This window comes from Gracilibacillus caseinilyticus, assembly GCF_022919115.1.
In the GTDB taxonomy this organism is placed as follows: Bacteria; Bacillota; Bacilli; order Bacillales; family Amphibacillaceae; genus Gracilibacillus; species Gracilibacillus caseinilyticus.
The window spans coordinates 719,380-732,973 of sequence record NZ_CP095072.1; the positions used below are offsets into that span (position 1 = coordinate 719,380).

Consider the following 13,594-nt stretch of genomic DNA (forward strand, 5'->3'; position numbering starts at 1 on the left):
CATAATCCCTCACTTTAGCTTCTTGTTTTGATTGGAAGTGGGGTTTTTTCCGGACATTGATAAAAAACACCATACAGGAGGATATACACTAATGAAAGTAGTAAAACTAGAAGATATTTTAGGTACTGAATACGATGTAGACGGAGGTAACTGGGTTAGTCGCCGTCTAATCATGAAAAAAGACAATATGGGCTATTCTGTAAATGATACTATCATTAAAGCTGGTACAGAGACACATATCTGGTACCAAAATCACCTTGAATCTGTTTATTGCATTGAAGGTGAAGGTGAAGTGGTTACACTTAGCGATAACAAAGTATGGCCTATCAAAAAAGATACACTTTACGCATTAGATGAAAATGATGAGCATTTACTTCGTGCAACTACTGATATGAGAATGGTTTGTGTATTCAACCCACCTCTATCTGGTAAAGAAGTACATGATGAAAATGGTGTTTATCCAGTAGACGAAGATTAATGAATAACATCCCTTAATATAAAAATTGATCATAACATTCCTTAAAATAATCTATTCCTATTAAAGACTCCCTCCCCAAGGGAGTCTTTTTCCGTGCCAATAAAAAATAATTGTATATTGGAGCAACTATAACGATAACAATAAAAGCAAATTAAGCGAAAAGTGCCGACTTTTTCGTTTATACTATGCATGAGGTGAACGATATGGCAAACAAAGAGATCGATGACTATATACAGGAAGGCATATATGGTGAGAAAGAGCTGCACCCCGATCAAAAAAGACAATATTTAGGTACATACCGGGAACGGGTCATTCTGGTAATGACAAAACCGCAAGTCCGTGGTGAAAAAGGATTACGCGAAATAGAAGAACTGTTCATGCAATATCAGGACGGGGCATTACTCCTGAACGGAAATATGAATACTAAGTTTTTTAAACCTTACCGGGAACTTGCCAGCCAATACCACATCAGCTACACGTATGTATCGAATATTGAAGCTGACAGTGATTACGGATTGGTGTTTGCAACGGACTATGCTGTCGATAAAGAGGATATTCTGTTAAAAGAAGATACAAGCGAATCACCGCAAACCAAACGAAAATCATGGTTTGAAAAACTTTTCGGTATATAAAAAAACTGGGCATTAACCGCCCAGTTCTAACTATACCTGTAATATGGATTATGTTAACTAGATGCTTAGTAGTAATGTTGAAACATTTCATGTGCAGGTATACTGCTTCGGCCAATCTCTTCGCGTCCTGTGGTGCATATCTCCGGAGCTTTGCTAAGCACATACTATTTGTCAAAATAAACATATCGAAACAGTTTTCACTTTACATAATCTATATTGTCAGAACTCATTCTTTTATTTTTTTCAAACGTGAACGCGATTATATACAGTTTCTCAGACATTCACAGTTGCAGACTCCAATACGTTTACTAATCGTTTCATTCCTTCTTCGATCAGAGCTGGCTCTGAATTGGTGAAGTTTAAACGAAACGTGTTTTCCTCCGGATCGGATACGTAAAAAGGCGCACCTGGAACGAAGGCAACTCCTGCCGCTACTGCCTCGTTTAACAATGTTGTGGTATTAATATGCGGTGGCAATTTGACCCAGAAGAACATACCACCTTTCGGCACAATGTATTCAAGTCCTTCAATATCAACCGAATCTAATAAACGCTTCATGATAAGCATTCGTTCATAATATGTTTTTCTAATTGTTTGAATATGCCCATCGATATCGAACTCTTTTAACAAATGTACTAATGCATGCTGGCTAATTGAATTGGTGTGTAAGTCTGATGCCTGCTTGGCTTGTGCCATGATCCGAATAATTTGATGCGGTCCAACAATCCATCCAATTCGAACAGCAGGAACAACCGTTTTAGAAAAGGTGCTCGTGTAAAGCACAAGTCCGTCTTCATCTAATGACGCAATCGAAGGCTGAGCTTCTTGCTCATCGAACTTCAGCTCTCCATATGGATCATCTTCAAAAATTACAATATGATATTGATTAGCTAGTTCTAATAATTTCTTCCGTCTTTCTAACGACCACACTTTTCCAGTCGGATTTGAATAAGTCGGGACTACATAAATGCATTTCGGTTTATGCTTAATAATTTTTTCTTCTAAATCAGCAAGGACCATTCCATCGTCATCTGATTCCACTGCTACCACATTCGTTTCATATGATTCAAATACTTGTAAGGCTGCTAAATAGGTAGGATTTTCTGTTAAGATAACATCCCCTGCATTAAACATCACACGCGAAAAGAGATCGATCGCCTGCTGACTGCCTGATGTGATTAAAATATCATCAGGTGAACGGTGTAAGCCTTTTTGTATCATTCTTTCAGACAACAATGCTCGAAGCTCTGGTACTCCTTCTGTTTCACCGTATTGTAACGCCTTTTTGTTGGTTGTGATGGCTTTATGAAATGCCTGATCTACCGCCTCAACCGGAAATAGCTTCTCTTCAGGCAGTCCGCCAGCGAATGAAATAATATTACCTTGATTAATTATTTTCAAGATATCCCGAACTGCTGATGACTTTAAATACTTAACACGATCTGAAAAACCATATTTCATCATTTATCCCTACTTTCATATTTTATCTTTCTTTTAATATTTGAGATTGTCATTTTGGTACTGATCTGCTTTCAAAAGATTCGTTCTTAATATAGTGAGAAAGGACAGCTACTGTAATAAGTAACTGTCCGAAAGCATTATCCTAATATTGCACGGTCATTATCCAGCTGTTTTCCACGAATTCGTTGGAATTCATGTAATAACTTTTCAATCGTCAACTGCTGCTTTTCTTCACCCGAAACTTCTAATATGATTTGACCTTTATCCATCATAATCAGTCGGTTGCCCAAGTCTAATGCTTGTTGCATATTATGCGTCACCATCAGTGTTGTTAATCCGAACTGTTCGACGACTTCTCCCGTTAAATTCGTGATTAATTCTGCACGAGATGGATCCAATGCTGCAGTATGTTCATCTAGTAATAATATATTCGGCTCCGTAAATGTTGCCATCAGTAGTGATAAAGCTTGACGTTCACCACCAGATAAAAGTCCGACTTTTGCATTCAAACGATTTTCCAAGCCTAAATGAAGTGTCTCTAAATGCTCTTTAAACAACGTCTTTCGCTTTTTACTTACTCCAATTTTCAATGTTCGCTTTTTGTTTCTCGTGTAAGCCATTGCTAAGTTCTCTTCAATTGTCATCGTTGGAGCGGTACCGGCCATTGGATCTTGAAACACACGCCCGATAAACTGGGATCGTTTATACTCGGGTAACATGGTGACATTTTTGTCATCGATCGTCACAGTACCAATATCCGGTTTTAAAGATCCAGATATCATATTCATTAACGTCGATTTCCCTGCACCATTACTGCCGATTACAGTAACAAAATCACCTTTTTTCATATTTAGCTGAATCCCCTGTAATGCTTTCTTCTCATCCATCGTACCTTCATTAAAAGTAATCGCAATGTCCTTCATACTAAGCATTGTTAGCCCCCTCTCCACTGGCCAGCATTGCCCTTTTTCGTCTTTTTCGACTCGCTTCTTTTTGGGATGCGATGATTTTAGGTGCGATGAGAGCGGCGATAACAATGACTGCTGTTATTAATTTCGTGTCACCTGTTTCCAGAAATTCTACTTTTAATGCCAATGTCAATACGATTCGATAAACAATTGCACCACAAATAACCGCTAAAGTAGTTCTCGCCATCGTCTTAGTTCCAATTAGTGCTTCCCCAATAATGACAGAGGCGAGACCTATTACTATCATTCCGATTCCCATACTTACATCAGAGAACCCACCATATTGAGCAATAAGTGCACCTGCTAAAGCAACTAAAGCATTCGAAATTCCTAAACCAACGATGGTCAAGTTATCTGTGTTCGCTGAAAAACTACGAATCATTTTTTCGTTATCACCAGTAGCTCTTAGTGCAAGACCCACGTCTGTTTTCAAGAAATAATCAGTCAGGAGTTTAATCGCAATCGTAATAAAAATCATTAATATAAGAACAACCCAAGTACCAGGAACTCTGTCCGCTCCCATAGAAGTTAATATGTCATTCAATGCCTGGTCAATTCCTAAACTTCCCCAGAAACCTTCTAACTGATTAAATATTGTCGGTTCATTCAATAACGCGACATTAGGCTTACCCATGATTCGCAAATTAATAGAATAGAGTGCGATCATCATTAATATACCTGATAATAAAGGATTAATCTTTCCTTTCGTATTCAAAATTCCTGTAACAGCTCCAGCCGCAAAGCCTGCTAATACTGCATAAAAAGTCGCGATTACTGGAGGTACTCCGTTCACAATCGATATTGCTGCAACTGCTCCTCCTGTTACAAAACTGCCGTCTACCGTTAAATCTGGGAAATCTAAAATACGAAATGAAAGATAAACACCAAGTGCCATCAGCGCATATATTATGCCTGATTCAACTGCGCTGAAAATGGAAATTAACATCAAACTCTCCCTTTCTGTCCTTCAAAAATCATTGGATAGAAAACCCCGACACCTTTCTCTTGCGTGTATGTCGAGGTTTTCTTCCAAATTATTCTGATTCTTCTGTTTCTAACAATTCTGCTTCCGCGTCCCAATTACTATTCCATTCCACGCCTTGTGCTTCTGCAGCTTCTTTATTAATAAAAAGTTGCATACTAGGTGGTACTTCAACAGGAATATCCGCTGTTGTTTTTTCACCTGTTAAGATCTCCACTGCCATCTCTCCAGTACGGTACCCGATGGTGTAATAATCGATACCGTATGTAGCAAATCCGCCACGTTTCACGGAATCTGGTTCTCCGACTACTAATGGAATACTTTGATCTTCCGCCACATTTACTACTGTTTCAAGAGCGGATACTACTGTATTATCGGTAATCACATAAAATATATCTGCATTACCTACTAATGAAGTCGTAGCTTGCTGTACTTCAGATGAATTAGAAACAGTTGCCTCTACAGTTGATAGTGAAGTACCTTCCACCGCTGCATTTACTGCTTCAATTTGAGCGACAGAATTTGCTTCACCAGCATTATAAATCAATCCAACAGTCGATCCTTCAAAATATTGATTGATAAAATTAACGGTATTTTTGATTGCATCAGGGTGTAAATCTAGTACTCCTGTAATATTTTCACCAGGTTGATCCAATGATTCTACTAATCCGCCTTCTACAGCATCCGTTACAGAAGTAAAAAGAATTGGAATATCACTAGTCGCCTGTAATGCACTTTGCGCACTTGGCGTTGAATTAGCAAAGATCAAATCAACTCCGTCTGCCACAAAGTTATTAGCAATAGTAGCAGTGTTATTTTGATCCCCCTGTGCTGATTGGAAATCATATTCAACATTCAACCCCGCTTCTTCAATCGCTGCCTGAAATCCGTCATATGCTGCATCTAATGAAGGATGCTCGACGATTTGAGTAGCACCAATTTGATAAACTCCATCTTTAGTTGCTTCACCTTCTGTTTCGTCAGATGTTTGTTCGGCGTCTTCACTGCCACCCGATCCATTCGTTTCCTCATCACTTGTTCCACATGCTGCCAAAACAAGAACACTGAAGAAAGCTATTAATAATAAAAATAATAAGTTCTTCTTCATGCTTCCCATCTCCCCCATTTTTCTATAAATTTTTAATTTTCAAACTTTTTAAAATACATTATAGCACAACTTAAGTAGCATAGGTACAACTAAAACGTAAATATTACTTGAAATAAATGGGTAAATTGATAGGTTGATAGTCTGGCGGTAGACTAACACTCATTCCGTACTGTTGATAACTTTATAAATCAGCAAAGTTTTATACAATATATACTGCTTTATCGACAACTTTTTATTCCATTATGCAGATTCAACTCAAGTTATGCACATAACCAAAAGATATTCAGGATAACTGGCTACTTATTCACAAATTTATAAGATATTAACTTAATTGTTTAAAGTAAGCAGCAATCATTTATCCTGGAAATGTGGATAAACCATTGAATTACTGCATTTTTCCACAATAAGCCCTTATAACTTTGTCTAACCTACCACTTATACACGGAGTTATCTACATACCAACATGCATGACTCAATAACTGCTATCAAATGAAACAACTGGGTGTGGATAAGAAAACTGGAACATAATTAAAATGCCCAAACGACAATTGCGATTAATGTAAGTATTATAACTTCCTTTAATACGGATTATGTTAACTAACTGCTGAGTGGTCATTTTGAAATGTTTCAAGTGCTAGGAGATCGCTCCGGCCAACCACTTCGCGTCCTGCGGGGCACGGCTGAAGCTAACTTTGTGAAGAAGATCGCTTCAAAAAGTGGATCTTCAGCACCTGCTCAATCCCACGGGAGTCTACGTGGTTGGCCTGCGCTAATATAAGAACTCTACAACTTTTGTGAGAGCTAGCATATTTCCGGAGCTCTACTAAGCATTTAAAACCGATCAAAATTGCCCCATAGATATACAGTTCCACTTAACATAATCCGTATTATAAGAAACAATATTTCTTATTTAAGTATGATTCTGCATGTTGTGTTTATGACTGTACTTATACTCCTTTTTCACACCACAAAAATAGCATACCAAGCAATGTACTACTTGGTATGCTATCTAATATCTTAAGTCGTAAATCAGTGTATAGCTCTGTAATTATTGATCATTTCTGTTGATAAAGTCTGTAACAGCTCCTAATGAGGAACAAGATACATTGTGTGCATATTTCCCTAAGACACCGCGCTTGTATAATTCTGGTGCCTTCCAGTCTGCACGTCTGTTTGCTAATTCTTCTTCCGTTACATCCATTGAAAGCTCTTTCTTCTCTGAATCGATCGTTACCATATCGCCTTCCTGCAGTAAACCGATTGGTCCACCGGATTGTGCTTCAGGTGCGATGTGACCTACTACAAGACCGTGTGTACCACCTGAGAAACGGCCATCCGTTAACAGTGCTACCTTTTGGCCGAGTCCTTTACCGACAAGGATTGCGGAAATCGATAGCATCTCTGGCATACCTGGTCCACCTTTTGGACCTACATAACGGATAACTAATACGTCGCCTTCATTGATTTCATTATTCATCACGGCATTTGTTGCGTCTTCTTCATTTTCAAATACGCGTGCAGGACCAACGTGTCGTTTAACCTTTACACCAGAAACTTTGGCAACGGCACCACTTGGTGATAGATTACCTTTTAGTACAATTAATGGACCATCTGCACGGTATGGATTGCTAAGCGGGTGAATGATATCTTGCTCATCCGTTAGTACAGGCGCATCCGCATAATTTTCGGCGATTGTCTTACCTGTAACCGTTAAGCAGTCGCCATGGAGGAATTCATTATCCAACAGAAGGCGCATAACCGCAGGTACTCCTCCAATTTTATGAAGGTCTTCCATTACATATTTGCCACTTGGCTTTAAATCAGCCAGGTGAGGAACTTTTGCTTGAATTCGATTAAAATCATCTATCGTTATGTTCACTTGTGCCGCATTTGCAATCGCTAATAAGTGAAGTACTGCATTCGTTGAACCACCTAATGCCATCACTGTTGTAATTGCATTTTCGAATGCTTTTTCCGTTAAAATATCTTTTGGATAGATACCTTTTTCTAATAAATGATAAGCAGCTTGTCCTGCTTTACGGCAATCTTCGAATTTCTCAGGAGATTCAGCTGGATTAGAAGAACTTCCTGGTAAACTCATACCGAGTGCTTCTACCGCTGTTGCCATTGTATTCGCAGTGTACATACCACCGCAAGAACCAGCACCTGGACATGCATTACACTCAATGCCTCTTAACTCTTCATCATCTATATCTCCGTTATTGTGTTTTCCAACACCTTCAAAAACCGACACGATGTCTAATTTTTCGCCTTTACGATATCCTGGTGCAATCGTACCACCGTAGACGAATACTGCAGGCACGTCAGAACGTGCAATCGAAATCAAACAGCCTGGAATGTTTTTGTCACAGCCACCGATTGCTACATAGGCATCCATGTTCTCAGCACCCACTACTGTTTCAATTGAGTCTGCAATTACATCACGACTTGGTAATGAATAACGCATACCAGATGTACCCATTGAGATACCATCGGATACAGTAATCGTATTAAAGATCATCGGAACACCGCCCGCAGCACGAGCGCCATTTTTCGCCTGAACGGCAAGGTCATCTAGGTGAATATTACATGGTGTTACTTCACTCCAGGTACTTGCTACCCCAATCATCGGTTTCTTAAAGTCTTCATCTGTTACCCCAACTGCACGCAACATCGCACGGTTTGGAGCACGTTTTGAATCATCAAATACTTTACTTTTGATACGCAAATCTTTCCCCATACCATTTGCCTCCCAATTATGCTTTCTAATAACATTAAATTTTAAATTTTCTGTAAAATCAAGATAAAAAATACCCTATTTAATCTCAATAATAATATAGTATCATAGATTTAGAATATACGGAATAATTCAAATCATTAAACAAAGGATAATCCCATGAAAACTCGCATTCTTTTTATTATTTTAGGCGTTTTTGCCGTTTTTTATTTGTATACACAATATCAAAAATACAGCTCTCGACCAATGCCGACAGAGCTCAACCCAATAGTTGAAGAAAAAATGAACAGTTTAATAACGAAAACAGAGGAACGAGGAATTTCGATTATCATTACAGACGGATTCCGTTCTGAAGCAGAACAAAATGTACTGTATCAACGCGGCAGAAGCACGGATGGACAGATTGTTACCTATGCCAAAGGAGGAGAATCGTATCATAACTATGGGTTAGCCATTGATTTTGCATTGCGTAATGATAACGATGAGATTATTTGGGACATGGAGTATGATGGCAATCAGAATGGAGAAAGTGACTGGATGGAAGTCGTCAGCCTTGCGAAGGAATTAGGGTTTAGCTGGGGTGGAGACTTTTCCCGTTTCAAAGACTATCCACATTTCCAAATGGACTTTGGTCTCAGCATTCAAGAATTGCAATGGGGAAAACGACCACCAGATGTGATCGATTAACCCGTTACTTTCGGTATAACACCGTACTGTACAACTGTTCTGTTACACTTGGATCAATAAATTTGTGTGCTTTATTTACAGCTGTGATCGCTTCTGTATAGCCAGCAGCGATAAGATTGGTTTTTCCTTCATACTGCACCACGTCACCAGCAGCGAATATGCCAGGCACACTTGTGGCCATATCACCTTTTACCGGAATACGACCTTTGTTCAAAGCTACATCCCAAGCATCAAATGGTGTCGCTTGGAGGGCAAGACCATAATAAGCAAGCATATAATCAGCTTTCAGTCTCACCTCTTGCTTGTTGTGGTCCTTAATCTCGACAGCAGTCAATTGTTGATTATCGACAACGAGATTTGTGATCGTTGCCGAGTTATAAGCAATCGCATCACTATTCTCTAATTGTTGGATATCTTCTTCTCTAGTCTGCTGTAATTTATCATTCTCATTAACGATCGTAACTGATTTTGCTTTTCCTTCCAGATGCAATGCCCAAACAATTGCCTGGCGATTGTTGGATGCAATCACTACATCTTTCCCTTCATACTTGCCTTCATCCATAAGATTAGTTGCAACAATATCCCGATATGCAGGAAATGGTAAGTCGTCCCAGTTTTTAGGCTTTTTCGTATGAAATGTTCCAGAACCAGTGGCTAAAACAACCGCTTTGGTAAAATGTCGTGCCCCATCTAAGGTTTCAAGCACAAAATGATCGTCAGCCTTTTCGATCGTTTCTATCCATGTTTTGGTTAACATAACCGGCTGATGCCTGCTTGCCTGCTGGACCATTTGTTTCACTAATGCATCACCAGAAATATCCGGATAACCACCAATATCGTAGATTAATTTCTCAGGGAAAAATTGCATTACTTTCCCGCCAAATTGATCCTGGGATTCGATTAATTTTACTTTCAAATTCCGCATTGTCGCGTAATAAGTAGCAAATAATCCGGTTGTACCGCCACCAATAATCGTAACGTCAAATAATTCTTTTTCCCCCATTCAAGAACACCTCTACCTTGTTTGTAATCTATCTGTTCGTTGTAATGCCTGAAGATTGTGTGCACCGATCCCAAACATCACCATGCGTAATTCTAATTCACGAACTTGCATCCATTCTACCACATTTTCTGCAGAATCGATTGCTTCTTTTAAGATCGTTCTGGCGAAACCGACATGATCTGCTCCTAGGGCGATCGCTTTCGCAGCATGATGACCGTTCCGAATGCCACCACTTGCTATTATTTTTTTCAGGTTGGACAATGGTTTGATTTCTTCTAAGCACGTTGCAGTTGATATTCCCCAACCCGCAAAGGCTTCTGCGGCTTCCTTTTTGATCCTGTCTTTCGAACGAAGTTTCTCCACTTGGCTCCAGGATGTTCCACCAGCACCGGCTACATCGATAAAATCAATACCAATATCAATCAGTCGCTGAGCAGTTCGTCCATCAATTCCAAATCCTACCTCTTTCACACCAACCGGAATGGATATCTCCTTGATAATCTCTTCTATTTTAGGCAACAGCTGGCTGAAATTTGTATCACCGCCTGTTTGAATTACTTCCTGTATCGAGTTCAAATGTAAAACTAATGCATTGGCATCCGTCCATTCAATGATTCGTTTCACTTGATCTGCTGTGACACCATAGTTTAGTTGCACGGCACCGATATTCGCAATGATCGGTACGTTCGGTGCATATTTTCTGATTTGGAAGGACTTACGAAATTTCTCACTTTCGAGCATTACCCTTGTCGATCCTAGGGCAAATACCCACCCCTGCTGTTCTGCAGCAATTGCGAGATTTTGGTTAATCACTTCCGCTAGCTCCGCTCCACCTGTCATAGAACTAATAAGAAATGGCGTCGGCATTGCTTGTCCAAAATAATTGGTACGAATGTCTATTTCATTAAAATTTATTTCTGGAAGTGCATTATGCTGGAATTGGAAACGATCGAATCCGTTAGTAATTCCTTCCCCTAACGAATCACCCTTTAAGCTTAATTCAATATGTTCACTTTTACGTTTATGAATCCCATCTGTCATAAACTCAGTCCTTTTTCTAAATTTCTTCTATTTTATCATCGATTGCAATCTCTGTGATCACATACATATGCCATCATATCGTATATGACAGGTGTCTGAAAAGAAAATGAACTATCTTAGGTTTATCCTGACCAAAAAAATGACTTTGTCCATCATAAGGATAATGTTTCTTAAGCTCATCTTTGAAATAGTTATGATAGAATAAGTGTTAGCAATATACGGTTTTATATGATTGAATGCCACCATCTAAAATTGAAACAGTGGAGTGATAAACGATAATGAAAGACAAACTAATTAACCGGCTTACAACCTATGCAAAAATCAATACGCAGTCAAATGAAGAAAATGAATCCTGTCCATCAACAGAAAATCAATGGGAGCTTGCCAACTTATTAGTAGAGGAATTAAAATCAATCGGCATGCAAGACGTGACCATTGACGATAATGCTTATATTATGGCCACCTTACAAGGAAATATCGAAGAGCAAGTAGATACTATCGGCTTTCTTGCTCATATCGATACAGCAACAGATTTCACCGGTGAAGGCGTCAACCCTCAGCTGGTGGAAGATTATCAAGGAAATGACATTATCTTAAATGAAGAAAAACGTATTGTATTGTCACCGGAAGAATTCCCATCTCTTCATCAGTACCAAGGACATACCCTTATGACGACAGATGGTACAACACTTCTTGGAGCAGACAATAAAGCAGGGATCGCGGAAATTATGACGGCAATGGAATATTTAATCGCACATCCCGAAATTCCACATGGCACCATTCGTGTTGCCTTTACGCCAGATGAAGAAATTGGCCGTGGTCCACATAAGTTTGATGTGAAGAAGTTTGGTGCAGCTTTTGCTTACACCATTGATGGCGGACCATTAGGTGAACTGCAATTCGAAAGCTTCAACGCTGCCGCTGCAAAAATTACGATCAATGGAAACAATGTACACCCTGGCACTGCAAAAGGGAAAATGGTTCATGCTTCTAAGATAGCAATGGAATTTCACCAGGCTTTGCCGGAGGAGCAGGCGCCTGAATTCACAGAAGTACACGAAGGTTTTTATCACCTGCTCTCCTTTGAAGGCGATGTAGAAAAGGCTAAGCTTTATTACATTATCCGTGATCATAACCGGGACAAGTTCCAAGAGAAAAAACATTACATCCAAACCCGCATTGCGAAGTTACAGCAAAAATATGGAACAGATCGCATCCAACTGGAGATGAAAGATCAGTATTACAACATGGCTGAAAAAATCAGACCTGTTCAACATATTGTCGATATAGCAGAACAATCTATGAAGGAAATTGGCATTGAACCATTAATACAGCCAATTCGTGGCGGAACAGATGGGTCACAGCTTTCTTTCATGGGATTGCCAACACCTAATATTTTTACCGGTGGGGAAAATTTTCACGGTAAATATGAATACATTTCAGTTAATAATATGGAAAAAGCAACACAAACCATTATTAAAATCGCCGAAAACTTTACAAAACAGCGCTAAGATTAGTGCTGTTTTCTTTTTTTGTAAAGAGTTTTCAGATAGATTGACAATGCCAGCATTGTTCTATAAAATACGTTCTGTGACTAATTAGTCAAAAATATGACCTGAAAGTCAAAATAGACAGGCGGGATGCAGTGGAAACCAAACAGAAATTAATGCAAACGGCTTTACAGCTATTTGCAGACAATGGCTATAATGAAACATCCGTCCAGGAAATTGCCATGCAAACTGGTATTTCCAAAGGTGGATTTTATTCGTTCTTTCCTTCTAAGATCGATTTAATGCTTGAAATAGTTGATAATTATCATCAAAGCATTCAGAATGTCGCCAACAAAATGGATGGAACCAATATTGATCTTGCTTCGTACTTACATGGTGAGCTCGAAATATGGATTGAACACCGACTATTCTTCCATGTAATTTTCAAGGAACTCCCCCCAAAGAAAGATGAGTCTTTCACACAAAAGATGGAACAGCTTCACGAAACGCTGCACAATCACCATAGAGAGTATTTTTATCTTACTTATGGTCAGCAAATCGCACCATATGTAACCGATTTGGTGATCATGCTAGAAGGTATCATGAAAGAATATATGTTGTACATGATGCTCCATGATAAACATATGAATGCTAAACAATTGAGCAGCTGGATCAGCAGGCAAATGGATGGCCTGGTGCAAAACCTTGCGAATCAAAAGCCTTTTCTACAAGGTGATAAAGAGCACACCATCGAGCAGTTGCTAGAGGATATCAAAGAGTCTGTCCTCCAACTCCAGCTTTCCAATCAGAATATGTTGTTACACACCATAGAGGAAATTGCTCAACAAATCCGTACAGAACAGGACCCTTTTCAATTAGAACTGCTTTTTCATTATTTAAAGAGTGAAAAGGTAATCGAGATCCAAACTATACAAATAGAGAGAATGTGGAAACAAGGAGGACTTTAATTGAATCAAAATACGGTAAACCCAGAAAATGTGAAGCGC

General features: G+C 39.1%; 12 protein-coding genes. 5 read left to right on the top strand and 7 right to left on the bottom strand.

The window, feature by feature from the left end; translation table 11 throughout:
- Positions 1-91: 91 nt before the first annotated feature.
- The gene (locus MUN88_RS03465) at positions 92-478 is read left to right on the top strand and encodes an ectoine synthase (RefSeq protein ID WP_244720879.1); all 387 of its coding nucleotides are present in this window, start codon (positions 92-94) and stop codon (positions 476-478) included.
- A 203-nt stretch (positions 479-681) separates the two neighbouring features.
- A complete protein-coding gene (locus MUN88_RS03470) occupies positions 682-1,110 on the top strand; it encodes a YueI family protein (protein ID WP_244720881.1) in 429 nt (142 codons plus the stop codon).
- Positions 1,111-1,383: 273 nt separating this feature from the next.
- Here MUN88_RS03470 and MUN88_RS03475 read toward each other — a convergent pair whose 3' ends face one another.
- From MUN88_RS03475 to ilvD, 5 genes are all read right to left on the bottom strand, one after another.
- A complete protein-coding gene (locus tag MUN88_RS03475) occupies positions 1,384-2,571 on the bottom strand; it encodes an aminotransferase-like domain-containing protein (RefSeq protein ID WP_244724312.1) in 1,188 nt (395 codons plus the stop codon).
- Between the two features lie 137 nt (positions 2,572-2,708).
- Positions 2,709-3,503, bottom strand: coding sequence for an ABC transporter ATP-binding protein (locus MUN88_RS03480; RefSeq protein ID WP_244720883.1), 795 nt, complete (start codon positions 3,501-3,503; stop codon positions 2,709-2,711).
- Complete coding sequence (locus MUN88_RS03485; protein WP_244720885.1) at positions 3,496-4,485, bottom strand: ABC transporter permease; 990 nt, start codon at positions 4,483-4,485, stop codon at positions 3,496-3,498. Before MUN88_RS03485 ends, MUN88_RS03480 begins: the two co-directional genes overlap by 8 nt.
- An 88-nt stretch (positions 4,486-4,573) precedes the next feature.
- Complete coding sequence (locus MUN88_RS03490) at positions 4,574-5,629, bottom strand: ABC transporter substrate-binding protein (protein WP_244720887.1); 1,056 nt, start codon at positions 5,627-5,629, stop codon at positions 4,574-4,576.
- Between the two features lie 1,048 nt (positions 5,630-6,677).
- The gene (gene ilvD / locus MUN88_RS03495; RefSeq protein WP_244720889.1) at positions 6,678-8,369 is read right to left on the bottom strand and encodes a dihydroxy-acid dehydratase; all 1,692 of its coding nucleotides are present in this window, start codon (positions 8,367-8,369) and stop codon (positions 6,678-6,680) included.
- 156 nt (positions 8,370-8,525) lie between these two features.
- Here ilvD and MUN88_RS03500 point away from each other — a divergent pair, with 156 nt between their 5' ends.
- Positions 8,526-9,053 (top strand): M15 family metallopeptidase, encoded by a 528-nt coding sequence (locus tag MUN88_RS03500; RefSeq protein WP_244720898.1) that lies wholly within the window; start codon positions 8,526-8,528, stop codon positions 9,051-9,053.
- A 4-nt stretch (positions 9,054-9,057) separates the two neighbouring features.
- On the opposite strand, the gene MUN88_RS03505 is transcribed toward MUN88_RS03500, so the two are convergent.
- Together MUN88_RS03505 and fni are read right to left on the bottom strand one after the other, a co-directional pair.
- Complete coding sequence (locus tag MUN88_RS03505; protein ID WP_244720903.1) at positions 9,058-10,056, bottom strand: NAD(P)/FAD-dependent oxidoreductase; 999 nt, start codon at positions 10,054-10,056, stop codon at positions 9,058-9,060.
- A 12-nt stretch (positions 10,057-10,068) separates the two neighbouring features.
- Complete coding sequence (fni, locus tag MUN88_RS03510) at positions 10,069-11,097, bottom strand: type 2 isopentenyl-diphosphate Delta-isomerase (RefSeq protein ID WP_244720905.1); 1,029 nt, start codon at positions 11,095-11,097, stop codon at positions 10,069-10,071.
- A 278-nt stretch (positions 11,098-11,375) separates the two neighbouring features.
- Here fni and pepT point away from each other — a divergent pair, with 278 nt between their 5' ends.
- The gene (gene pepT, locus MUN88_RS03515) at positions 11,376-12,608 is read left to right on the top strand and encodes a peptidase T (RefSeq protein WP_244720908.1); all 1,233 of its coding nucleotides are present in this window, start codon (positions 11,376-11,378) and stop codon (positions 12,606-12,608) included.
- A gap of 134 nt (positions 12,609-12,742) precedes the next feature.
- Positions 12,743-13,555 (top strand): TetR/AcrR family transcriptional regulator, encoded by an 813-nt coding sequence (locus tag MUN88_RS03520; protein ID WP_244720910.1) that lies wholly within the window; start codon positions 12,743-12,745, stop codon positions 13,553-13,555.
- Positions 13,556-13,594 lie beyond the last annotated feature (39 nt).